Annotated in this window: 19 protein-coding genes; 15 read left to right on the top strand and 4 right to left on the bottom strand. The window is 65.5% G+C overall.

The window, feature by feature from the left end:
• Positions 1-77: 77 nt before the first annotated feature.
• Both IT41_RS11735 and bhcR read right to left on the bottom strand, forming a co-directional pair.
• Positions 78-1763, bottom strand: coding sequence for a DUF6345 domain-containing protein (locus tag IT41_RS11735; protein WP_052081464.1), 1686 nt, complete (start codon positions 1761-1763; stop codon positions 78-80).
• A gap of 179 nt (positions 1764-1942) precedes the next feature.
• The gene (bhcR, locus tag IT41_RS11730) at positions 1943-2788 is read right to left on the bottom strand and encodes an HTH-type transcriptional regulator BhcR (RefSeq protein ID WP_036741501.1); all 846 of its coding nucleotides are present in this window, start codon (positions 2786-2788) and stop codon (positions 1943-1945) included.
• A 183-nt stretch (positions 2789-2971) separates the two neighbouring features.
• Here bhcR and bhcA point away from each other — a divergent pair, with 183 nt between their 5' ends.
• The 9 genes from bhcA to IT41_RS11685 all read left to right on the top strand — a co-directional run bounded on the left by bhcA (position 2972) and on the right by IT41_RS11685 (position 11610).
• Positions 2972-4162, top strand: coding sequence for an L-aspartate--glyoxylate aminotransferase BhcA (gene bhcA, locus IT41_RS11725; RefSeq protein WP_036741500.1), 1191 nt, complete (start codon positions 2972-2974; stop codon positions 4160-4162).
• The gene (gene bhcB / locus IT41_RS11720; protein WP_036741499.1) at positions 4162-5124 is read left to right on the top strand and encodes a beta-hydroxyaspartate dehydratase BhcB; all 963 of its coding nucleotides are present in this window, start codon (positions 4162-4164) and stop codon (positions 5122-5124) included. Before bhcA ends, bhcB begins: the two co-directional genes overlap by 1 nt.
• Before the next feature lie 10 nt (positions 5125-5134).
• On the top strand, positions 5135-6298 hold the full coding sequence (bhcC, locus tag IT41_RS11715) for a 3-hydroxy-D-aspartate aldolase BhcC (RefSeq protein WP_036741497.1): 1164 nt from the start codon (positions 5135-5137) through the stop codon (positions 6296-6298).
• Positions 6298-7260 (top strand): iminosuccinate reductase BhcD, encoded by a 963-nt coding sequence (gene bhcD / locus IT41_RS11710; protein ID WP_036741495.1) that lies wholly within the window; start codon positions 6298-6300, stop codon positions 7258-7260. Before bhcC ends, bhcD begins: the two co-directional genes overlap by 1 nt.
• Positions 7261-7300: 40 nt before the next feature.
• A complete protein-coding gene (locus tag IT41_RS11705) occupies positions 7301-8794 on the top strand; it encodes a nucleobase:cation symporter-2 family protein (protein WP_036741493.1) in 1494 nt (497 codons plus the stop codon).
• Complete coding sequence (locus IT41_RS11700) at positions 8794-8994, top strand: hypothetical protein (protein WP_036741491.1); 201 nt, start codon at positions 8794-8796, stop codon at positions 8992-8994. The genes IT41_RS11705 and IT41_RS11700 overlap by 1 nt, the downstream gene beginning before the upstream one ends.
• Before the next feature lie 24 nt (positions 8995-9018).
• Complete coding sequence (gene uraH, locus IT41_RS11695) at positions 9019-9369, top strand: hydroxyisourate hydrolase (RefSeq protein WP_036741490.1); 351 nt, start codon at positions 9019-9021, stop codon at positions 9367-9369.
• Between the two features lie 223 nt (positions 9370-9592).
• Positions 9593-10840, top strand: a complete 1248-nt coding sequence (locus tag IT41_RS11690; protein WP_036741488.1) for a urate hydroxylase PuuD — start codon at positions 9593-9595, stop codon at positions 10838-10840.
• A gap of 65 nt (positions 10841-10905) precedes the next feature.
• Positions 10906-11610 (top strand): class I SAM-dependent methyltransferase, encoded by a 705-nt coding sequence (locus IT41_RS11685; RefSeq protein WP_036741486.1) that lies wholly within the window; start codon positions 10906-10908, stop codon positions 11608-11610.
• A 4-nt stretch (positions 11611-11614) separates the two neighbouring features.
• Here IT41_RS11685 and IT41_RS11680 read toward each other — a convergent pair whose 3' ends face one another.
• Entirely contained in the window at positions 11615-12511 is an 897-nt protein-coding gene (locus IT41_RS11680; RefSeq protein WP_036741484.1) for a LysR family transcriptional regulator, read from the bottom strand.
• Positions 12512-12627: 116 nt separating this feature from the next.
• Between IT41_RS11680 and xdhA the strand changes: the two genes are divergently transcribed.
• From xdhA to guaD, 4 genes are read left to right on the top strand one after another with little or no spacing between them, the layout of a single operon-like run.
• Positions 12628-14073, top strand: coding sequence for a xanthine dehydrogenase small subunit (xdhA, locus tag IT41_RS11675; RefSeq protein ID WP_036741482.1), 1446 nt, complete (start codon positions 12628-12630; stop codon positions 14071-14073).
• The gene (xdhB, locus tag IT41_RS11670) at positions 14070-16379 is read left to right on the top strand and encodes a xanthine dehydrogenase molybdopterin binding subunit (RefSeq protein WP_036741480.1); all 2310 of its coding nucleotides are present in this window, start codon (positions 14070-14072) and stop codon (positions 16377-16379) included. The genes xdhA and xdhB overlap by 4 nt, the downstream gene beginning before the upstream one ends.
• On the top strand, positions 16379-17122 hold the full coding sequence (gene xdhC, locus IT41_RS11665) for a xanthine dehydrogenase accessory protein XdhC (protein WP_036741478.1): 744 nt from the start codon (positions 16379-16381) through the stop codon (positions 17120-17122). The genes xdhB and xdhC overlap by 1 nt, the downstream gene beginning before the upstream one ends.
• Positions 17110-18387: a guanine deaminase gene (guaD, locus tag IT41_RS11660; protein ID WP_036741476.1), complete on the top strand. Its 1278-nt coding sequence runs from the start codon at positions 17110-17112 to the stop codon at positions 18385-18387. Before xdhC ends, guaD begins: the two co-directional genes overlap by 13 nt.
• A gap of 92 nt (positions 18388-18479) precedes the next feature.
• On the opposite strand, the gene putA is transcribed toward guaD, so the two are convergent.
• Positions 18480-21881: a bifunctional proline dehydrogenase/L-glutamate gamma-semialdehyde dehydrogenase PutA gene (putA, locus tag IT41_RS11655; RefSeq protein ID WP_036741474.1), complete on the bottom strand. Its 3402-nt coding sequence runs from the start codon at positions 21879-21881 to the stop codon at positions 18480-18482.
• A gap of 111 nt (positions 21882-21992) precedes the next feature.
• Here putA and IT41_RS11650 point away from each other — a divergent pair, with 111 nt between their 5' ends.
• Together IT41_RS11650 and IT41_RS19470 are read left to right on the top strand one after the other, a co-directional pair.
• A complete protein-coding gene (locus tag IT41_RS11650; RefSeq protein ID WP_036741472.1) occupies positions 21993-22457 on the top strand; it encodes an Lrp/AsnC family transcriptional regulator in 465 nt (154 codons plus the stop codon).
• 180 nt (positions 22458-22637) lie between these two features.
• Positions 22638-24473, top strand: coding sequence for an FG-GAP-like repeat-containing protein (locus IT41_RS19470; RefSeq protein WP_139221614.1), 1836 nt, complete (start codon positions 22638-22640; stop codon positions 24471-24473).
• Positions 24474-24517 lie beyond the last annotated feature (44 nt).

The raw sequence follows: 24517 nt of genomic DNA, 5'->3' as shown, positions 1-24517 counted from the left end.
ATACTCGTTACACCCAAAGAACCATTTACCCCTACAAAGCGCCCGGAAGCGTCTGCCTCCGCCTCCGGGCCACCGGATCAGTCGCCCAGGTCGGACTGAATCCAGCATCTCTTGCGAAACCCGCGCGCACATTCGATCTCGATCCCCTGTCGCGCGACCAGCCGCGCGGTATTGCTGCGGATGCCGTAGCCGATCTCGGTCGTGCCGGGCAGAACGCTCACGGCCAGCGGCGCCGCGCCGCGCGCCGCCAGATCGCGCATCAGCCGCGCCGAACGCCGCGCCAGGACATGGTCGATCCCCGAGAAATCCGGGGCCGCGAAAACCTGGCCAGCAGCCGGCGGCGGCACATCGTCGGGATCGCCGTAGTGACAGGCACAGGCCGGTCCGAGTTCGGCCACGCGCCGCAAGGCGGCCTCGATCCGCAGCACCGTCCCGTCGGGCCGCATGGCAAGGCGCAGCAAGCCGGTTCCCGGCGTCAGGATCGGGATGCCGCCGATCGACTGGCGGAACTGCACGATGATCTCGTCAAGCGTCTCGGGTACGGGTTCGCCCATCATATAGAGGCTCGCGGCGGCGGATTTGGCCAGCGCGATACGGTCGAAAAGCAGATCAGGTTCCTGCAGCGCAAAGCCGTTGCGGCGCAGGGCGCTGCGGGCGCGGTTGACGATGGCGCGGCGTTGCAGCGGCACGCGGCTGCGGCTGCTGCCGGGCGGCCAGCCCGGATGCAGTTCCAGCAGGATACGGCCGTCAGCCCGGCGCTGCAGCCGGATATTCCCGCGCGTCGTCGCCATGCGCCCCATGCCGTCGGGCACCGTCTCGAGCGGCGCCAGGTCGAGGGCCGCCACCACGCTGTCGGCCAGGGCCATGTCATTGGCCGCCGGCACCAGCCGCGCGACCTGGAATTCCGCCGGCGGCGCGGCCAGAACGGGTTCGCGCTGCTGCGTTTTCAGCGGCTCATGCCAGCGCCAGGCCCACCATTCTCCGCGCGCGCGATGGTCGCGGAAATAGCGCTCGCCGAACAGGGTTTCGGTCGCCTCGTCACAGCTGGCGCCGCAGGCGCTGACCACGGGCATCTGGTCATGGGACACATCCGTGGCCCCGTCCAGCCAGGATTGCGAAAGGGGTTTTCCCATCTGCCAGTGGCGCCAGAAATTCGCGCCGTAATCGCCCGCGTCCCAGCTGCTCGATCCAAAGCCGAACATCATGCGCAACCCGGCATTGGCGCGCGCCCAGCTGCGCATCGGGCTGTGGCCATCGGCAACGCAAAGGGAATCGCTCGCCGACCAGAACAGGTAACGCAGATTGCGCGCGCCCAGCGACATCTGTTCCGAGGTCAGGCTGGCATCGGTCCCCGACCACAGCGCCCCCATCGGCAGGTGAAACACGCCCGTCGGGTCGATCCGCCCGTGGCCCGCGTGATAAAAGACGCGCACCGTATCCATGTTGCGCGCGGCGGCACCCTCGCCCGCGCCGCTGTCATAGATCCAGGATTTGACCCCCGCGTCGCGCCGCCAGAAATCCGGCGTCACATAGCTGTCCACATGCTGCAGGAAACCGCCGGCATCGCGATGCGCGCCATAAAGCGCGCCTGCCGCGCGATAGGCCTCGATGCTGCAGGCGCCATAGACCTGGCCGCGCCGCGGCTGGTCCGCCGATATCCCGGCCGGGTCTTCGGGCAGTTCGACCAGATTCGGAAGCTGCCAGCCGAAAGGCGTGAACCCGGTTGCGCTGCCGAATTCGAACTGGCCGATGACATCTTCCATGATCCAGACTCCGGGGCAGAGATCTCCGACAGACGCCATATCGTCATGCGTCGACGGGTTGCCTGGATCGAAGCTAGCGGATCGGCCGTGAAAGATATGTGAATCCTGCAACCCGGCCCGGTTTCGGCCCGGTTTTGCTGATCAATTTAACGAATTTCAGCCTTACCTGTGGCGGCGAATCAGGCATGGTCCGATTCGCGCACCGGATGATCGCCGCCCGCCGCCGTGCCAAAGGACAGTTCGCGGGCCGCCCGCAGCACCGCCTCGCTGATCGCGGGCAGGCGGGCATCGGTCATCCGCAGCACCGGCCCGGAGACCGAGATGCCCGCCGCCGCCTCGCCCACCGGATCGAAGATCGGCGCGGCAATGCAGCGCATGCCGGGTGTGCGTTCCTCATTGTCCAGCGAATAGCCGCGCAAGCGGATCGTCCCAAGATCGTCCAGCAGCGCCTGCCGGTCGCAGAGCGTCATCGGCGTGAACCGCTCAAGCACCATTTCATCCAGCACCATCTCGACCTCGCGTCGGGGCTTATGCGCCAGAAGCGCCTTGCCGATGCCCGAGGCATGCAGCGGCGAACGGGTGCCGGGCGGAAAGAAGGCGCGGATCGTCTCATGCGTTTCGGCCTGGCTCAGGAACAGGACCGCCTCGCCGTTCAGGATGCCCAGATTCGCCGTCTCGCCGGTGGCCTCCATCAGCCGGCGCAGCACCGGCCGCGCCCGCTCGACCAGGCCGGTGCGGCGCATGAAGGCCGAACCGTGGCGAAAGGCGGTCGGGCCGACATGCCAGGTCTGCGTCACCTCGTCGATTTCCGCCACGCCGCGCCCTTCCAGCGTGACCAGCACGCGATGCACCGTCGAGGGCGCCAGTGCCAGCCGCTGCGCGATCTCGGTCAGGGTGAGGCCGCTGGCCCCGGCGATCGCGTCCAGAACGTCCAGCGCCCGGTCCAGCGCCCGGACGCCACCGGAATCGCCGCTGCCCGATGCCCGGCCCCTGGGGCGGCCCCTTTTTCGTGGTTCGGACGACATTCAATAAAACCTTTCGATTGAGTTTCGTTTTCGTTGAAAATCGCTTTGGCATTGTGAAAAAGAGCATGCCACTGATTCACAATGAAAATACCTTATTTTTCCGCAGTTGCGAAATGTTTTTCAGAAAAATTGCGCCTCTGGACGACGCCCAGTAATCTGATCCACAAGAGCGGAGGTAAAGCTATGACAAGTCAGAATCCCATATTCATCCCCGGCCCGACCAACATCCCCGAAGAAATGCGCAAAGCCGTCGACATGCCGACCATCGACCACCGGTCGCCGGTCTTCGGCCGCATGCTGCATCCGGCGCTTGAGGGCGTGAAAAAAGTCCTGAAAAGCACGCAGGCACAGGTCTTTGTCTTCCCTTCGACCGGCACCGGCGGCTGGGAAACCGCGATCACCAACACCCTGTCGCCCGGCGACAAGGTTCTGGCCGCGCGCAACGGCATGTTCAGCCATCGCTGGATCGACATGTGCCAGCGCCACGCGCTTGACGTCACCTTCGTCGAGACGCCCTGGGGCGAAGGCGTCCCCGCCGACCGTTTCGAGGAAATCCTGACCGCCGACAAGGGTCACGAGATCCGCGTCGTCCTCGCCACGCATAACGAGACCGCGACCGGCGTCAAATCCGACATCGCCGCCGTCCGCCGCGCGCTGGATGCCGCCAAACACCCTGCCCTGCTGTTCGTCGATGGCGTGAGCTCGATCGGCTCGATGGATTTCCGCATGGACGAATGGGGCGTCGACATCGCCGTCACCGGCAGCCAGAAGGGCTTCATGCTGCCGCCGGGCCTGGCCATCGTCGGCTTTTCGCCCAAGGCCATGGAGGCGGTCGAGACCGCGCGCCTGCCGCGCACCTTCTTCGACATCCGCGACATGGCCACCGGCTATGCCCGCAACGGCTATCCCTATACGCCGCCGGTCGGGTTGATCAACGGGCTGAACCTGTCCTGCGAGCGCCTGCTGTCCGAGGGGCTGGAGAACGTCTTTGCCCGCCACAACCGCATTGCCAGCGGCGTGCGCGCGGCGGTCGGCGCATGGGGCCTCAAGCTCTGCGCCGTCCGGCCCGAGCTGTATTCCGACAGCGTCAGCGCAATCCGCGTGCCCGAAGGGTTCGATGCCAACCGCATCGTCAGCCACGCGCTGGAGACCTATGACATGGCCTTCGGCACCGGCCTGGGCGAGGTCGCCGGCAAGGTGTTCCGCATCGGCCATCTGGGCAGCCTGACCGACGCCATGGCGCTGTCTGGCATCTCGGTTGCGGAAATGGTCATGGCCGATCTGGGCCTGCCGATCAAGCTGGGCTCGGGCGTCGCCGCGGCGCAGGAACATTACCGCCAGACCGCCGCAGCCGCGCAGAAAAAAGCCGCGTGATGAAGGACGAGGCGATGTATATTCCCAGCTATCAGGACATGCTGGATGCGCATGAGCGGATCAAACCGCATATCCGGCGCACGCCGGTCCGCAGCTCGGATTACCTGAACGAGCTGACCGGCGCACAGCTGTTCTTCAAATGCGAAAACTTTCAGGAGCCGGGGGCCTTCAAGGTCCGCGGCGCCACCAATGCGGTCTTCGGCCTGGACGAGGCACAGGCCGCCAAGGGGGTTGCCACGCATTCCTCGGGCAACCATGCCTCCTGCCTCAGCTACGCAGCGATGCTGCGAGGCATTCCCTGCAACGTCGTCATGCCGCGCACCGCGCCGCAGGCCAAGAAGGACACCGTGCGCCGCTATGGCGGGGTGATCACCGAATGCGAGCCCTCCACCTCGTCGCGCGAGGAGACCTTTGCCAAGGTACAGGCGCAGACCGGCGGCGATTTCGTCCATCCCTATAACGATCCGCGCGTGATCGCGGGGCAAGGGACCTGCTCCAGAGAGCTCGTCGAGCAGACCGACGGGCTGGATATCGTGGTGGCGCCGATCGGCGGCGGCGGCATGATCTCGGGCACCTGCCTGACGCTGTCGACGCTGGCGCCGGAAACCAGGGTGATCGCGGCCGAGCCCGAACAGGCCGACGACGCCTATCGCAGCTTCAAGGCCGGTCATATCATCGCCGACGATGCGCCCAAGACCATCGCCGACGGGCTGCTGGTGCCGCTGAAGGATCTGACCTGGCATTTCGTCAAGAACCATGTCTCGGATATCCTGACCGCGTCCGAGCAGGAAATCATCGACGCGATGAAACTGGGCTGGAAGCATCTGCGCGTGGTGCTGGAACCCTCCAGCGCCGTGCCGCTGGCCACGATCCTGAAAAACCCCGAGATTTTCGCCGGCAAGCGGGTCGGCGTCATCATCACCGGCGGCAATGTCGATCTCGACAAGCTGCCCTGGAACTGAGGAGATTGCGATGAACGCGAAAACGGATTTCTCCGGCTACGAAGTCGGCTATGACATTCCCGCCCTGCCCGGCATGGACGAGAAAGACATCCAGACGCCCTGCCTGATCCTCGATCTGGACGCGCTGGAGCGCAACATCAAGAAGATGGGCGATTACGCCAAGGCCCATGGCATGCGCCACCGCAGCCATGGCAAGATGCACAAATCGGTCGATGTGCAGAAGCTGCAGGAAAGCTTGGGCGGTTCGGTCGGCGTCTGCTGTCAGAAGGTCTCCGAGGCCGAGGTGTTCGCCCGTGGCGGCATCAAGGACGTTCTGGTCACCAACGAGGTGCGCGATCTGGCCAAGATCGACCGCCTTGCCCGCCTGCCGAAAACCGGCGCGACCGTCACCGTCTGCGTCGATGACGTGGCCAATATCGCCGATCTGTCGGCCGCCGCGCAGAAGCATGGCACCGAACTGGGCATCTTTGTCGAGATAGACTGCGGCGCCGGGCGCTGCGGCGTCAAGACCGCAGAAGCCGTGGTGGAAATCGCCAAGGCCGCCGATGCCGCGCCGAACCTCAGCTTCAAGGGCATTCAGGCCTATCAGGGCGCCATGCAGCACATGGACAGCTATGACGACCGCAAGGCCAAGCTGGACGCCGCCATCGCCCAGGTGAAAGAGGCGGTGGACGCGCTGGAAGCCGTGGGGCTGAAGCCGGAATTCGTCTCGGGCGGCGGCACTGGGTCCTATTATTTCGAAAGCAATTCGGGCGTTTACAACGAATTGCAATGCGGCAGCTACGCCTTCATGGATGCCGATTACGGCCGCATCCATGACAAGGACGGCAAGCGCATCGACAAGGGCGAATGGGAAAACGCGCTGTTCATCCTGACCTCGGTCATGAGCCATGCCAAGCCGCATCTGGCGGTGGTCGATGCCGGTCTCAAGGCGCAGTCGGTCGATAGCGGCCTGCCCTTCATCTATGGCCGCGACGATGTGAAATACATCAAGTGCAGCGACGAACATGGCGTGGTCGAGGACAATGACGGCGTGCTCAAGGTCAACGAAAAGCTGCGTCTGGTGCCCGGCCATTGCGACCCGACCTGCAACGTGCACGACTGGTATGTCGGCGTTCGCAATGGCAAGGTCGAGACGGTCTGGCCGGTTTCCGCCCGCGGAAAGGCCTACTGATGTGGGTCGTCCCTGAAAAGGAAATCGCCGGGCTGATGACGCCCGAGGCGGCCTTCGACGCCATCGAGTCGGTCTTCGCCTCGATGGCCCGGCGGAAGGCCTATAACTTTCCCGTCGTGCGCGAGGCCATCGGTTATGAAGACGCGCTTTACGGCTTCAAGGGCGGGTTCGACGCGGCGGCCCTGACCCTGGGGCTGAAGGCGGGCGGCTACTGGCCGAACAACCAGAAGCACGGGATCATCAACCACCAGTCGACGGTGTTCCTGTTCGATCCCGATACCGGCCGCGTCGCGGCGGCGGTGGGCGGCAATCTGCTGACCGCGCTGCGCACGGCCGCGGCCAGCGCCGTGTCGATCAAGCATCTGGCGCCCAAGGGCGCCAGCGTGCTGGGCATGATCGGCGCCGGCCACCAGTCGGTGTTCCAGATGAAGGCGGCAGCAAGGGTCAACAAGTTCGAGCGCGTACTCGGATGGAACCCGCATCCCGAAATGCTGGGCCGGCTGGCCGATACCGCGGCCGAGCTGGGCCTGCCCTTCGAGGCCGTGGAACTGGACCGGCTGGGCGCCGAGGCCGATGTGATCATCGCGATCACATCGTCCTTTGCGCCGCTGCTCATGGACGGGCATGTCAAGGGCCCGACCCATATCGCCGCCATGGGGACCGACACCAAGGGCAAGCAGGAACTGGACCCGGCGCTGGTCGCGCGCGCCAGGCTGTTCACCGACGAGATCGCGCAATCGGTCAGCATCGGCGAGTACCAGCACGTCATTGCCGGGAATCTGGTCCAGCAGGACGCGATCGGAGAGCTGGGGGCCGTGGTCACCGGCGACAACCCGGGCCGCGAGGGCGACGAGGTGACGATCTTCGACGGCACCGGCGTCGGGCTGCAGGACCTCGCGGTCGCGGCCGCCGTGGTCGAATTGGCAAAACAGAAAGGGGTGGCGCAGCGGGTCGAAATCTGACCTAGCCACTCCCGTCCCGAATCAGGGAGGATAAGGACGGATGCAACCAACAGAAACACTTACCGAGGAACCGGGCGCTTTCGATCCGGTCGAGGAGCGTATTGCCGCCCCCCGGCTGCTTGCGCTCGGCTTCCAGCACGTTCTGGTGATGTATGCCGGCGCCATCGCCGTGCCGCTGATCGTCGGCCGAGCGCTGCAACTCGAACCCCAGGACGTGGCCTTCCTGATCTCGGCCGATCTTTTCGTCTGCGGCCTGGTTTCGGTCATCCAGTCGCTGGGCGTGACGCCCTGGTTCGGCGTCAGGCTGCCGGTGATGATGGGCGTGACCTTCGCCGCCGTCGGACCGATGGTGGCCATCGCCACCACCAATCCGGGCCAGGAAGGCGCCCGCATGCTGTTCGGCGCGATCATGGCGGCGGGCTTCATTTCCATCCTTCTGGCGCCGCTGGTCAGCCGGCTGCTGCGCTTTTTCCCCAGCGTGGTGACGGGCACGATCATCCTGGTGATCGGGGTCAGCCTGATGCCCGTGGGGATCAACTGGCTCTTCGGTCTGCCGGTCGGGCCGACCGCGCCGAAACTGGTCGATCCCGCGCAGCAGGCCTGGCTTGAGTCGGCCGTCGCGGCCGGGGGCGTGCCCGAAGGTGTCAGGCTGATGCCCACGGTCCTGAACCCGGAATATGCCTCGCTGTCGCGGATCGTCATCGGCGTCGTCGTGCTGACCACGATCCTGCTGATCGCGCGCTATGCCAAGGGGTTCTTTGCCAATACCGCGGTGCTGATCGGCATTATCGTCGGCGGCATCCTGGCCGCCCTCATGGGCATGATGCATTTCGGCAATATCGGCGAGGCGGCATGGTTCGCGCCGATCCTGCCGCTGCATTTCGGCGCTCCGATCTTCGACCCGGTGATGATCCTGACGATGCTGCTGGTGATGTTCGTGGTGATGATCGAATCCACCGGCATGTTTCTGGCGCTGAGCGAGCTTTGCGGCCGCAAGCTGACCCCCGGCGCGCTCAGCGCGGGGCTGCGCGTGGACGGGCTGGGTACGCTGATCGGCGGGCTTTTCAACACGTTCCCCTATAGCTCGTTTTCGCAAAACGTGGGCCTGGTCGGCGTGACCGGGGTGCGCTCGCGCTTTGTCTGCGTGACTGGCGGCTGCATCATGATCGTGCTGGGGCTGGTGCCCAAGATGGGCGCGCTGATCGAAAGCCTGCCCACCACCGTGCTGGGCGGCGCCGGGCTGGTGATGTTCGGCATGGTCGCCGCCACCGGCATCCGCATCCTCGCGACAGTGGACTTCAAGGGCAACAAGCACAACCTGTTCATCGTCGCGGTCTCCCTTGGCCTCGGCATGATCCCGGTGGTCGCGCCCGACTACAACCAGTGGCTGCCGAAATCGCTTTATACGCTGCTGCATTCCGGCATCCTGCTGGCGGCGATCTCGGCCCTGCTGCTGAACTGGTTCTTCAACGGCGCGCCGCATGCGACCGAAGACGAACTGCGCGAGGCCGCGCAGGCCGCCGAGGCGCATTGATGACCCGCCCGCCGATCCGCGCGTCCCGCTCTGCCCTTCCCGGCGACGAGCGGCGCCGCGCGGCCAGGGGCGGACATATCCCGGTCGATGGCGGGCTGATCCCCGCCATCACCGCCGGCCCTCCGGCGCCCGCTGGCCGGCCGCTTTTCCAGAACACCCGCCTGTTCGCCGACAGGAGCGTCGCGCCGGTCCCGGCCTGACGATTGACCAGACAAGGAGCCCGCATGCCCGGCTATCTCACCACCCATGTTCTCGACACCGCCAATGGCAGCCCCGCCCAGGGCATGAAGATCGAGCTCTTTCGCCTCGATGGCGAGCGCCGCCTGATCGCGGAGACGGTCACCAATCATGACGGCCGCACCGACACGCATATCCTGCCGGAATCCCGGTTCGAAACCGGCGAATACGAGCTGCTCTTTCATGTCGGCGCCTGGCTCGACGCCCAGGGGCACGAGGCCGCCAGCCCGCGCTTCCTCGACACGGTGCCGCTGCGCTTCGGCATGTCCGAAGAGGACCACTACCATGTGCCGCTGCTCATCTCCCCCTATGGCTATTCGACCTATCGCGGCAGTTGAGCGCCGCTTTCTTCTTCACCCAAATATCCTGGGGAGTCCGCCGCCCCGGCGGCGGGCGGGGCAAAGCCCCAACCTTCCCGGGAGCGGATCGAAACAGCTGTCGCGCGCCCTGCCCGAGTGAAAAGACTTTCAACGAATCTTTAACACAGCAAGGGCAATCCCGTGAATAGTCCTGACCCGCCCGCCGCGCTAGAATTTCTCCAGCTAGATTAGGAGTCCAAGTATGTCCGATTTCGCCGTCATCTGGGATTGGCTCGCCTTTGCCATCCGCTGGACGCACGTCATCACAGCCATCTGCTGGATCGGCTCGTCCTTCTATTTCGTTGCCCTCGATCTCGGTCTGCGAAAAGTGCCTGGACTGCCGAAAGGCGCGCATGGCGAGGAATGGCAGGTCCATGGCGGCGGCTTCTACCATATTCAGAAATATCTGGTGGCGCCCGAACGCATGCCCGAACACCTGATCTGGTTCAAATGGGAAAGCTACATGACCTGGATCTCGGGGGCGGCGCTTCTGATGGTCACCTATTGGGTCGGCTCGGAGCTGTTCCTGATCGACCCCGCCAAGATGGACCTCGCCCCCTGGCAGGCGATCCTGATCTCGGCCGGTTCGCTGTCGATCGGCTGGCTGGTCTATACCAACCTGTGCAAGTCGAAACTGGGCGAAACGCCGACGCTGCTGATGCTGCTGCTGTTCATCCTGCTGATCGTGATGGGCTGGGGCTACAATCAGGTATTCACCGGCCGCGCGGTGATGCTGCATCTGGGCGCCTTTACCGCGACCATCATGACGGCCAACGTGTTCTTCATCATCATGCCCAACCAGCGCATCGTGGTGGCCGATCTCAAGGCCGGGCGCCCGGCGGATCCGAAATACGGCAAGATCGCCAAGCTGCGCTCGACCCATAACAACTACCTGACGCTGCCGGTCGTCTTCCTGATGCTGTCGAACCATTACCCGCTGGCCTTTGCCAATGATTACAACTGGGTGATCGCGGGGCTGATCTTCCTGATGGGCGTGACCATCCGGCACTTCTTCAACACCATGCATGCCACCGGCCGCAACCTGTGGTGGACATGGGCGGTGACGGTGCTGCTGTTCATCATCGTCATGTGGGTCTCGACCGCGCCGATGCTGCGCCAGACGGTCGAGGAGTCCGAGGCCCGCGTGCTGACGCCGACCCAGCAGGCCATGCTCGACACGCCCGGCTGGGACGACGCCTATAACGCCGTCCTGGGCCGCTGCTCGATGTGCCATGCGCGCGAGCCGGGCTATGAGGGCATCGCGACCGCGCCCAAGGGCGTGCTGCTGGAGACGCCCGACGACATCACCCGCGCCGCGCGCGAGATCTTTCTGCAGGCCGGCGTGACCGATGCCATGCCGCCCGCGAATGTCAGCTTCATGGAGCCGCAGGAACGCCAGGCGATCATCGACTGGTATCGCGCCCTGCCCAAGACATTCGCGATGAACTAGGCAGTTTCCCTTGGCCGCCGGATCGGCTAGCCCTGATCCGGACAGGCGCTTTGGGGGAACGGACGATGGATCAGGGTAACGGCTGGGACGATTCCGCCGAGGCCTGGATTGCCGATATGGGCGACAAGGGCGATTTCGCGCGCCGCCATGTCCTTGATGCGCCGATGCTGGAACGCGTCCGCCGCAAGCATTTCCGCCACGCCCTGGATGTCGGCTGCGGCGAGGGGCGCTTCAGCCGCATGCTTGCCGCCGAAGGCCTTGCAACCACCGGCATCGACCCCACGAGGCGGCTTCTGGATGTGGCCCGCCAGCGCCATCCCGAAGGGCGCTATATCGAGGCCCGCGCCGAATCCCTGCCCCTCGATACCGCCAGCTTCGATCTGGTCGTCAGCTACCTCTCGCTGATCGATATCGACGATTTCCGGACCGCCATCGCCGAGATGACCCGCGTGCTGCGTCCCGGCGGCAGCCTGCTGATCGCGAATCTCAACTCGTTCTGCACCGCCGGGCGCTGGAACGCCGAGGGTCAGGCCGCCAGCGGCTACCTGATCGACAATTATCTGGATGCGCGCGCGGAATGGGTCAGCTGGCGCGGCATGCTGATCCGCAACTGGCACCGGCCGCTCTCTGCCTATATGCAGGCGCTGCTGGAATGCGGGCTGCGGCTGACCCATTTCGACGAACCCCGGCCCCGGGGCGGCAATCCCGACGAGGTCGCGCGCTATCGCCGGGTGCCCTATCTGCATATCATGGAATGGGTCCGGGCCTGACGGCTCAGACAAAGATCCCGCGCACCTCGCGCGCGATATATTCCGCGAACAGCCGCACCTTGGGGTCCTGCAGGCGCCGGTGCGGGGTCAGCGCGCCGAATTGCGACGGCACCGGCGGCGTATCGGGCAGCACCTCGACCAGCTTGCCCGAGGCCAGATGCTCGGCCACCTCATAACGCGGGCGGTTGACGATGCCCCTGCCGTCCAGCGCCCAATCGGTCAGCACATCGCCGTCATCGGCATCGTATTTGCCGTTGACCAGCAGTTTCTGCGGCCCGTCTGGCGTGTCCACGACCCAGTAATATTCCGGGCTGCGCGGATAGCGCAGCAGCAGGCAGTTATGCTCGGACAGATCCTCCAGACGCTTGGGATGGCCGTGTTCGGCCAGATAGCCGGGCGTCGCGACGAGCGCGCGGCGGCATTCCGCGATCCGCCGCCATTTCAACGCCGAGTCCTGCGGCTCGCCCAGAAACAGTGCCAGGTCGATCCCGTCGGCGATGATGTCGACATTGCGATCCGACAGCCGCAGCCGCAGTTCGACCCCCGGATATTCGTCGCAGAATTTCGGCACCAGCGGCGCGATCAGCCGCCGCCCCAGACCCAGCGGTGCGGTAATCCGCAAGGCACCGTGCGGGCTGCCGGAAAAACCCGAAACGACGGCCTCGGCCTCGTTCAGCGTCTCGATCACGCGGCGCGCATTCTCGTAAAAGGCCCGCCCCACCTCGGTCGGGACCAGCTTGCGGGTGGTCCGGTTCAGCAGCCGCACGCCAAAGCGCGTCTCAAGCTCCTTGATCCGGTTCGAGGCGACGGCCGGAGACATGCGCAGGTCGCGCCCGCCCGAGGTGATCGAGCCCAGTTCGACCACGCGCACGAAGACCCGCAGACTTTCAAGATATGGCACAAAGCCCCCCGGTATTTTTCAACGTATCCTGAAAAGTCTTATGCCCATTCGATGATTTCGCAAAATAATTTTCGGGTTTAGGTTATTCTGTACCCAGCCATGCGAGCGAGGAGCGAATGGCCCAAGAACTAAGCTTTCTGCTGAATGAGACCGAGATTCACCTGACCGAGGTGGGTTCGCGCGACACTCTTCTGGATTTCCTGCGACTGAACCGCCGCCTGACCGGCACCAAGGAAGGTTGCGCCGAAGGCGATTGCGGCGCCTGCACGGTGCTGATCGGCCGGCTGCTTGACGGTCGCCTGCATTATGAACCGATCAACGCCTGCATCCGCTTCCTGGCCTCGTGCCATGGCTGCCATGTGGTCACGGTCGAGCACCTGCGTGGCGCCGATGGCGGCCTGCATCCGGTGCAGGCCGCAATGGTCGAACATCACGGCAGCCAGTGCGGTTTCTGCACGCCCGGCTTCGTCATGGCGCTGTACGGGTTGTGGATGCAGAACCCGCGCCCCGATATCGGCGCGATCGAAACCGCGCTGCAGGGCAATCTGTGCCGCTGCACCGGTTATGAGCCGATCGTTAAGGCCGCCTTTGCCGCCAGCGAGGCGGGCGGACAGAACATGGATGCGCTGAATGTCGAGCGCGAGCGGGTGACCGCCTGGCTGGCCGCCATCCCCAAGACCCGGGTCGATGTCGCGCGCGGCGACGACCGTGCCATCCTGCCCGCCGATGCCGCCGATCTGGCGCAGGTGCTGGCCGAACACCCAAAGGCGACCATCGTCGCCGGCGCCACCGATGTCGGGCTGTGGGTGACGAAATTCCTGCGCAACATATCGCCGGCCGTATTCATCGGCCATCTGGGCGACCTCAAGAAGATCGAGCTCGACCGGGACCAGATCACCATCGGCGCCGGCGTCACCTATAGCGAGTTCGAGCCCTTCGTGCTGCAGCATTTCCCCGAGGCGCTGGATTACTGGCAGCGCATCGGCGGCTGGCAGGTCCGCAACGCGGGCACCATCGGCGGCAATGTCGCCAATGGCTCGCCAATCGGCGAGACGCCGCCCCTGCTGATCGCGCTTGGCGCCACGATGACCCTGCGCAGCACCGGCGGCACCCGCGAACTGCCGGTCGAGGATTACTTTATCGCCTATGGCAAGCAGGACCGCCGCCCCGATGAATTCGTCGAAAGCATCACCGTGCCGCTGAAGGGCCAGGCGCGGATCGCCGCCTACAAGGTCAGCAAGCGCCACCACGCCGATATCACCGCCTCGGCCGCCGCCTTCCGGGTGGAAACCGACGGCACCACGATCATCGACGCGCGCGTGGCCTTTGGCGGCATGGCCGCGACCCCGAAACGCGCCGCCAATGCCGAGGCGGCGCTGAATGGCCAGCCCTTCGCCGCCGAAACCTTCGAGGCCGCAGCCCGCGCCGTGGCGAACGACTTTCAGCCGCTCAGCGACTGGCGCGCTTCGGCCGAATATCGTCAGCAACTCGCCGCGAATTTCTTCCGCCGCTTCTGGCTCGAGCAATCCGGCGGCGACCACCGCCTGAGGAGGGTAGAATGAAACAGGACGTCACCATCAAGGGCGCCGCGCATACGCCGATCATTCACGATTCCGCAATCAAGCATGTCACCGGCCAGGCCGATTACACCGATGATATCGTCGAACCGACCGGAACCCTGCATGCCTATCTGGGCCTGTCCACGGTCGCCCATGGTCGAATCAGATCCATCGATCTGGAGGCCGTGCGCAAGGCCCCCGGCGTGCATCTGGTGCTGACCGCCGAGGATATTCCGGGCGTCAACGACATCTGCCCCAACGGCCTGAACGACGAGCCGCTGCTGGCAAGCTCCGAGGTCCAGTTCCACGGCCAGCCGATCTTTGCCGTCATCGCCGAGACCCGCGATCTGGCCCGCCGCGCCTGCCAATTGGCCCGGATCGAATACGAGGAACTGCCCCACGTCCTCGACGCCATTTCGGCCCGCGATGCCGGCATGCCCTATGTCGTCACGCCGCTGAAGCTCGCCCGTGGCGACATGTCCGAGCTCGAGCGCGCCCCGCGCCGCATCGAGGGGCGGCTGACCGTCGGCGGACAGGAGCATTTCTACCTGGAAAGCCAGGTCGCCTTTGCCATTCCCGGCGAGGATGACGAGGTCACGATCAATGTCTCGACCCAGCACCCTTCCGAGGTCCAGCACATGGTGGCCCATGTGCTTGGCGTGCCCTCGAACGCGGTGGTGGTGAACGTGCGGCGCATGGGCGGCGGTTTCGGCGGCAAGGAATCGCAGATGAACCCGTTTGCCTGCGTCGCGGCGGTTGCCGCCAAGCGCCTGCGCCGCGCGGTCAAGCTGCGTCCCGATCGCGACGACGATTTCGCCATTACCGGCAAGCGCCACGACTTCGTCATCGACTATCGGTTCGGCTATGACGATGACGGCCGGATCCTTGCGGTCGATGCCGATTTCTACGCCCGCTGCGGCTTTTCCTCGGACCTGTCGGGGCCGGTGACGGACCGGGCGCTGTTCCATGCCGACAATGCCTATTACTACCCGGCGGTCGAATTGCGCAGCCATCCGCTGAAGACCAACACCTGCTCGAACACCGCGTTTCGCGGCTTTGGCGGCCCGCAGGGTGTGGTGATGGCCGAACGCGTGGTCGAGGATATCGCCTATGCGCTTGGCCGCGATCCGCTGGAGATCCGCAAGCTGAACCTGTACCGGAACGGCCAGCTGACCCCCTATCACCAGGAGGTCGAGGACCAGATCCTGCCGCGCATCTTCGAGGAACTGGAAGCCAGCAGCGACTACCACGCCCGCCGTCAGGCCGTGCTGGATCACAATGCCCGCGCCCGGGAACGGGGCGACGCGATCCGCAAGGGCATCGCGCTGACGCCGGTCAAGTTCGGCATCAGCTTCACCAAGACCTCGTATAACCAGGCCGGTTCGCTGATCCATATCTATGCCGATGGCTCGATTCACCTGAACCATGGCGGCACCGAGATGGGCCAGGGGCTGAACACCAAGGTGGCGCAGGTCGCGGCCGAGGCGCTTGGCGTCCATATCGACCGCATCAAGATCACCAAGACGACCACGGAAAAGGTCCCGAACACCTCGGCCACGGCGGCCTCGTCGGGATCGGACCTGAACGGCATGGCGGCGCTGGACGGCTGCCGGCAACTGGTGAAACGCCTGACCGCCTATGCCGCCCAGGCCCATGGCGTGCCGCCCGAAACCGTCAGCATCGGTGAAACGGTGCGCATCGGCACCAAGGCCATGCCCTTCGAGGAATTCATCCAGGCCGCCTATCTGGCGCGGGTGCAGCTGTCCGCCGCCGGCTTCTACAAGACGCCCAAGATCCACTGGAACCGGGATACCGGACAGGGCCGGCCGTTCTATTACTTTGCCTATGGCGCGGCCTGTTCCGAGGTCTCGGTGGATACGCTGACCGGCGAATATGTGATCGAGCGCTCCGATGTGCTGCACGATGTCGGCCGGTCGCTGAACCCGGCGATCGACAAGGGCCAGGTTGAGGGCGCCTTTGTCCAGGGCACCGGCTGGCTGACCTCCGAGGAACTCTGGTGGGACGACAAGGGCCGGCTGCGCACCCACGCGCCGTCGACCTACAAGATCCCGCTGGCCTCGGACCGGCCCAGGATCTTCAACGTCAAGCTGGCCGACTGGTCGGTGAACCGCGAGAACACGATCAAGCGGTCCAAGGCCGTGGGCGAGCCGCCCTTCATGCTGGGCATCTCGGTGTATCAGGCGCTGAACATGGCCGTGGCCTCGTTCAACGACTATCGCGAGAATCCGCGAATCGACGCGCCTGCAACCCCGGAACGCGTGCTCATGGCCATTGAAAAGCTGCGGTGATGATCCGTGTCACCATCACCCGAACGCGCGGCTCGTCGCCGCGCGAGACCGGCGCCACGATGTTCGTCACGGCCGATGAACTCAGCGGCACGATCGGCGGCGGGCAGCTGGAATACATGGCCATCGACCGCGCCCGCCAGATGCTGCGACTGGGCGAGGACGCGGCCGATATGGACATCCCGCTGGGGCCCGAGATCGGCCAGTGCTGCGGCGGCCGGGTCGAGCTTGCCTTGACCCGGGTCGAGCAGACCCCGGTGCCGCCCGAGCATCCGCAGGTGCTGATCTTCGGGGCCGGCCATGTCGGGCGGGCGCTGGCCCGCGCGCTGGCCCTGTTGCCGCTGCGCCCGGTGCTGATCGACCAGCGCAGCGACGAGTTGGCCCGCGCCAGCGGCGAGACCCGCCTGACGCCCCTGCCCGAGGCGGAGATTCGCAACGCCCCCTATGGCAGTTCCTATGTCGTGCTGACCCATGACCATGCGCTGGATTTCCTGCTGGTGGCCGAGGCGCTTCGCCGGCTGGACGCCCCCTATATCGGCATGATCGGCAGCCATACGAAACTGGTCCAGTTCCGCCGCTTCGCCCGCGCGCAGGGACTGGACACGGATCGCCTGACCTGCCCGATCGGCGCCGCCTATTCGCGTGACAAGCGCCCCGAGGTCATCGCCGCCTTCACCGCCGCCGAACTGATCGGCCGGCTTACCCAGACCACATCCTGCAAGAAACGGCACCCATGCGACAGTTGATCCGGGGGCGCACGCTCTCATTCCACGCCGATCCCAACGACACTGACGACGCCTACAGCTATCACGAGGACGGCGCGATCATCCTCGACGGCGGCAAGATCGCGGCCATCGGCGACTATGCCGCGCTGCGCGCGCCGGATTTGCCGGAAACCGACCACCGCCCGCATCTGATCATGCCCGGCTTCATCGACACGCATCTGCATTTCCCGCAGGTGCAGGTGATCGCCAGCTGGGGCGCGCAGCTTCTGGACTGGCTCAACACCTATACCTTCCCCGAAGAAGCCAGATTCGCCGATCAGGGTCATGCCCCCGCCATGGCGGAAAAATTCCTCGACCTGCTGCTGGCGCATGGCACGACCACCGCGGTCGCCTTCTGCTCGGTGCATCCGCAATCGGCCGAGGCGCTGTTTTCCGCCGCCCATGCCCGCAACATGGCGATGGTCGCCGGCAAGGTGATGATGGACCGCAACGCGCCCGAAGCGGTGCTCGACACACCGCAGCGGGGCTATGACGACAGCAAGCGGCTGATCGAGACATGGCACGGCAAGGGCCGTCAGAATTACGCGATCACGCCGCGCTTCGCGATCACCTCGACGCCCGAGCAGATGGAGATGACCGGCCAGCTAGTCCGGGAATATCCCGATTGCCATATCCAGACCCATCTGAGCGAAAATCGCGACGAGATCGCCTTTACCCTAAGCCTCTATCCGCAGGCGCGCGACTATCTGGACATCTACGAGAGCTATGGCCTTCTGTCCGATAAGCTGCTGCTGGGCCATTCCATCCACCTCGAAGAGCGCGAGATCGCCCGCATGGCCGAAACCGGCAGCCGGGCGGTGTTCTGCCCCACCTCGAACCTGTTCCTGGGATCGGGCCTGTTCGACGAGGCCGGGCTGCGCGCCGCCGGCGTCACCTGCGGCATCGCCACCGATATCGGCGGCGGCACCAGCTATTCCATGCTGCAGACCCTGAACGAGGGCTACAAGATCCTGCAGCTTCGCGGCCAGAAACTGCACCCCTACGCGGCCTTTCACTGGGTCACGCGCGGCAATGCCATTGCCCTGGGGATGCAGGACCGGATCGGCACGCTCGATGTCGGCACCGATGCCGATCTGGTGGTGCTCGACAGCCGCGCCACGCCCGCCATGGCGCTGCGGATGGCGCGCGCCGAGACGCTTGCCGAGGAACTGTTCATCCTGCAGATCATGGGCGACGACCGCGCCATTGCCCAGACCTATGTCGCCGGTCAGGCGATGCTCGACTGACCCGGACCTCCCTCCGTGGCAGCGCACCCGCCTGTACGCGCAGGCGGGTGTTCGCGTCCGGGCATATGCCGGCTTTCGCGGCAGGGCGGCGATCAGCCGGCCAGCAGCGCGGCATTGCCACCGGCGGCGGTGGTATCGACGCAAAGATGGCGCTCATGCGCGACATGCGCCTGATCGGGTGCGGCACAGATCAGCGGCAGGATCGGCCCCTGACGTGCGGCCAACGCCCTTGCATAGGCGCGGCCGAGATCCGCTCCGCCCCACCAGATCACGCCCGAGATGCCGGTGATTTCGGTCAGGGCATCCGGGGCCAGACGGCCGTCCGCGACAAGCGCCCGACCGCCAAGCGCCCGCACCGCTTCGGCCTGCGCCGCGGCGGCCTTGGGACCCGGGCCAAGACATAGCAGCGGCGGGCGGCTGATCACGACCAGCCGGTTCAGCTCGCCCGTCGGTCCGGGCATCATCCGTTCGGCGATCGGTGCCCGTGCCTCTGCCGGGCGTCGGGCCAGCGCGCCCATATCCGCGTCGCGTTCCCATTCCGTGCCGGCCGGCACCGGCGCGGGTGCGAAAAAGCGCGGCAGGTAGAAGGGCCCGCCGGCCTTGGGTCCGGTTCCCGAAAGCCCCTCGCCGCCAAAGGGCTGGCTGCCGACCACCGCGCCGATCTGGTTGCGGTTGACGTAAAGATTGCCGGCATGGATCGCCTCGGTCACCTCCTGCACGCGGGAATCGATCCGCGTATGCAGGCCGAAGGTCAGCCCGTAGCCGCGGGCATTGATATCGGCGATCACCTGCTCCAGCCGGTCGGCGCGGAAGGTCGCGACATGCAGGACCGGGCCGAATATCTCGCGCTCCATCTCCTCGATGCCGTTGACCTTCATCAGCACGGGGGCGATGAAATGGCCCTTGCGGGGCGCCCAGACACGATGCAGGACGCGGGCGGCGTTTGCCTCGGTATAGCTGTCGATGCCGTCACGGGCCTCGGCGTCGATCACCGGGCCGACATCGGTCGAAAGATGCCAGGGGTCGCCCACGCGAAGCTCATCCATCGCGCCCTTGATCATCGCGATCAGATGCGGCGCGATATCCTCCTGAACGTAAAGGCAGCGCAGCGCCGAACAGCGCTGCCCGGCCGAGCGGAAGCTGGAGGCGACGATGTCGCGCACCGCCTGTTCCGGCAGCGCGGTGGAATCGACGATCATCGCGTTCAGCCCGCCGGTTTCTGCGATCAGCGGCGTGCCCGGCGCCATATGCGCGGCCATGGCGCCGGCGATGATCTGCGCGGTCTCGGTCGAGCCGGTAAAGACCACGCCATTGATACGCGCATCCGAGGTCAGCGCCGCGCCGACCGTGCCCCCCTGCCCCGGCAGCAGTTGCAGCGCATGGGCCGGCACCCCGGCCTGATGCAAGAGACGCACGGCAATGGCGGCGACCAGCGGCGTCTGCTCGGCCGGTTTGGCCAGCACCGCATTGCCGGCCATCAGCGCCGCCGCGATCTGGCCGGTAAAGATCGCCAGAGGAAAGTTCCACGGGCTGATCGCGGTAATGATCCCGCGCGGCGCGGCCGTGGCCTCTTCGCCCTCGGCGGCGTAATAGCGCAGGAAATCCACGGCTTCGCGCACTTCGCCCACGCAATCGGGCAGGATCTTCCCGGCCTCGCGCGCCAGCGTGGCAAAGATCGGGCCGTAATTCTCCTCGTAGAGATCGGCGGCGCGGCGCAGCACCTCGGCACGCTCGGCGGCCGGAGCGTCCCAGATACGTGCGTCCTCGATGGCGCGGGAAACGGTTTCGCTGTCGGCTTCGAGCACATGGGCGACCTCGTCGCCGCTTGCCGGGTTCAGCACCGGAACGCGGGTGCCGGTGGCCGGACGGACGGTCAGCGGCTCCGCGTCGGGAATATCGCAGGCGCGGGCGGCCTCGATCCGGGCCAGCGTGGCCTCGTCGGAGAGGTCATGGCCCTGCGAATTGCGCCGCCCTTCGCCAAAGATCGCATCGGGCGCGACCAGACCGGCGGGGGCCTGCGCATCGGCCAGCGCCTCGAACGGGTCGCGGGCGACCTCTTCGGGGCTGACCGATTCATCGACGATCTGATGCACAAAGGACGAGTTCGCGCCATTTTCCAGCAAGCGCCGCACCAGATAGGCCAGCAGGTCGCGATGCGCGCCGACCGGGGCATAGATCCGGCAGCGGCCGTTATGATCCTTGATGACGATATCGTGCAGCCGCTCGCCCATGCCATGCAGGCGCTGGAACTCAAAGGAGATATCCCCGGTCATTTCCAGAATCGCGGCCACCGTCTGGGCGTTGTGCGTGGCGAATTGCGGATAGATGCGGTCTGCGTAACCGATCAGCTTGCGGGCATTGGCGATATAGCTGACATCGGTCGCGACCTTGCTGGTGAACAGCGCAAAGCCCGGCAGCCCCTCGACCTGGGCGCGCTTGATCTCGGTGTCCCAATAGGCGCCCTTGACCAGCCGCACCATGATCCTGCGGTCCAGCCGCGTGGCCAGATCGTAAAGCCAGTCGAGCGTCTGGCCCGCGCGCTTGCCGTAAGCCTGCACGACCACGCCGAACCCGTCCCAGCCGGCCAGCGAGGGATCGGACAGCACCGCCTCGATCACCTTGAGCGAGATGACCAGCCGGTCCTGTTCCTCGGCGTCGATATTCATGCCCATGCCGGCCGCCTTGGCCTGCCGCGCCAGCGCCAGCACCACCGGCACCAGCTCGGCCATGACGCGCTTTTCCTGCGCCACCTCATAGCGGGGATGCAGCGCCGACAGCTTGATCGAGATGCCCGGATTCATCTCGACCGAGCCCTTGTCGCAGGCTTTCGCGATGGCGGCGATGGCGTCGGAATAATCGCGGGCATAGCGCGCGGCGTCCGCGCCGGTCATCGCCGCCTCGCCCAGCATGTCATAGCTGTAGGTAAAGCCCCGAGCCTCTTCCGTTTTCGCGCGGTCGAGCGCCTTCTGAATGGTCTCGCCCAGCACGAACTGACGGCCCATTTCCTTCATGACGCGGCCGACGGCGGTGCGGATCACCGGCTCGCCCAGCCGCCGGATCGCGCCGCGTAGCGTGCCGGCGATGCCGCCCTGATCGTCGTCCAGCACCTTGCCGGTCAGCATCAATGCCCAGGTCGAGGCATTGACCAGCGACGAGGACGCCTCGCCCAGGTGCCTGCCCCAGTCCGAGGGCGCGATCTTGTCCTCGATCAGCGCGTCGATGGTGCCCCGGTCGGGCACGCGCAGCATCGCCTCGGCCAGGCACATCAGGGCGACGCCCTCGCGTGTGGACAGCCCGTATTCGGACAGGAAATGCTCCATCAGCGTGGGCTTCGCCTCGCTGCGGATGCGGCGCACCAGATCGGCGGCGCGGGCAGTGATGGCGGCACGCGCCCCGGCGTCCAGCGCGGCCTCGGCCACCAGACGGTCGAGCAGCGCGGCCTCGGACTGGAATTTCGCATCGGGGCCGAGGGCGGCAAGGGTGCTGTCGGGCATGGGAATCTCCTCCGGTCTGGCATCCGTCATAGCCGGAACGCCGTGGACCATGTGACCATAATATGCCAAAATCCTAGACCAACATAACAAAAATTGCGGGAATACCGAACCATGGAAGATATCCTGGACAGCACCAACCGGAAAATCCTGCATGAGCTTGCCACCAATGCCCGGATTCCGATCACCGAACTGGCGCGCAAGGTCGGCCTGTCCAAGACGCCCGTCGCCCTGCGCATCAAGCAGATGGAGCAGATCGGCCTGATCACCGGCTATCGCGCCATCCTGTCGCCGCTGAAGCTGGGCCTGACCCATGTCACCTATATCGAGGTGCGGCTTTCCGACACGCGGCAGAAGGCGCTGGAGGAATTCAACGCCGCCGTCCGCGCCATCCCCGATATCGAGGAATGCTACATGATCGCCGGCGGCTTCGACTATCTGCTCAAGGTGCGCTCTCGCGACATGACGGATTTCCGCCGTATCATGGCCGAAAGCATCTCGGCGCTGCCCTATATCCATGCGACCAGCAGCTATGTCTCGATGGAGGCGGTGGTCGAACAGCACTGGACCGCGTCCTGAGCGATCGGCCAGCGAAATATCGCCGAACATAACGGTTCAGAGAAAACCCGCCTTCCCGGCAGGCGCGGGCAGTCGTGACCTGTACTTTCAGCAGTATGGGCAACGCGTTATTGCTTTTCCGTCGGGTAATATTACAGTTTTATAGAGGTTAATTTTATTCAACTTTAACGAGTCGTTATCGTGCCAGAACCGTCCCGGCCCGAGGGCGTGACCGCCGCAAACATGATCTTCGTCTCGCATGAGGACGATGACATCCTGTTCATGAACCAGCAGATCGGGGCCGCCCTGTCGCGGGGCGAGCCGCTGACCACGGTCTTTGTCACCGCCGGCGATGCCGGGCGCGACGCGGCCTACTGGCTGGGCCGCGAGGATGGCGCGCGCGCCGCCTATTCGGTCTATACCGGCCGCTCGGACTGGGTGACCGAAACGGTCGAAATCGATATCGGCGACAGCAATTTCAGCATCGCCAGCAGCTATCTGGCCAGCCAGCCGGACGTGCGGCTGTATTTCCTGCGCGCGCCGGACGGGTTTCGCTTCGGGGCCGGGTCCGAGCGCTATGGCAATGACAGCCTGGAGCGGCTCTGGACCGGCGCCATCGACGAGATGCAGACCGTCGACGGCGCCAACAGCTATTCCCGCGCCGAACTGGTCGCGGTGATGCAGCAGCTGATGCAGATCCACCAGCCCAGCGATATTCTGGTCCAGGATCATGTGAGCCTGCTGTCGGGCATCGAGCACAGCGATCATCGCCATGCCTCGCTGTTCGCCAGCCTTGCCGGGCAGGGCTATGACGGCGAGCACAGCCTTGCGGCCTATGTCGGCTATGGCACGCGGCTGCTGGCGGCCAACCTGCCCGATGACGGGCTGATGGATCTGTATTTCCGCGCCTTCGAGGCTTACGGCGTGCATGACCCCGCAGTCTGGACCGGCACGGCCGCGGATGGCAGCCCGATCTTCGGGCCCAGCTATTACGACTGGATGCAGCGTGAATATCGGGTCTCGGATATCGCGGAACTGTGGAGCCTCGACTTCGACAGTTCCAGCGGCTGGCGCGCCAGCCGGCATGTGCGCGACCTGGCCGATACCGATGGCGACGGTCGCGCGGATGTGGTTGGTTTCGGCGCGCGCAGCGTTCTGGTGGCCACGGCGGGCACAGCCTATTTCGGCAATGCCGCGATATGGGCCGAGGATTACAACTGGAGCACCGGCTGGCGCGTCGCGCATCACGATCGCGAAATGGGTGATGTCAATGGCGACGGGCGCGCCGATATCGTTGCTTTCGGCGACCCGGGCGCCCTTGTCGCGCTGTCCGACGGCAGCGGCTTTCAGGATGGCGGGCTGTGGATCGGAAATTTCGGCTACCGTGCCGGCGGATGGCGGGTCAACCGCCATGAACGCGAACTGGCCGATGTCAATGGCGACGGCATGGACGATGTGGTCGGCTTTGGCCAGAACGGCATCTGGGTCAGCCTGTCCAGCGGCACCGCTCTGGGCCGGCTGGCGGAATGGTCGGATGATTTCGGGTTTCGGGACGGCTGGCGCGTCGCGCGCCATGTCCGCCTCGCGGGTGATGTCGATGGCGACGGACGCGCCGATATCTTGGCCTTCGGCGACAACGCGGTCTTCGTTGCGCTGTCCGAGGGCGACGGCTTTGCCACGGGCGCGCGCTGGAGCGGCGATTTCGGCGCATTGTCCGGCGGCTGGCGCAATGACCGCCATATCCGCACGCTGGCCGATGTCAATGGCGACGGGCGCGACGATCTGGTCGGCTTTGGCGAGGGGGGCGTCCATGTCGCGCTGTCCGATGGCACGGGCTTCCTACCCTCCGAACAGTGGTCGGGGGATTTCGGATATCTCGACGGCTGGCTGGTCGGCAGCCACGAACGCCGGCTCGCCGATGTCAATGGCGACGGGCTGGCCGATATCGTGGCCTTCGGGGACGATGCGACCGTCGTCGCGCTGTCGACCGGCAGCGGCTTCGTGGCCCCCGCCTATCCCGACGAATTCCTGTTCTGACGCGCATCTTTCCATGGCGTCGCCCATGCCGCCCGGATAAAGCG

The sequence above is a fragment of the Paracoccus halophilus genome, assembly GCF_000763905.1.
GTDB lineage: Bacteria > Pseudomonadota > Alphaproteobacteria > Rhodobacterales > Rhodobacteraceae > Paracoccus > Paracoccus halophilus.
Note: the sequence above shows the minus strand (reverse complement) of the source record. Positions and strands in the feature narration are given on the sequence as shown.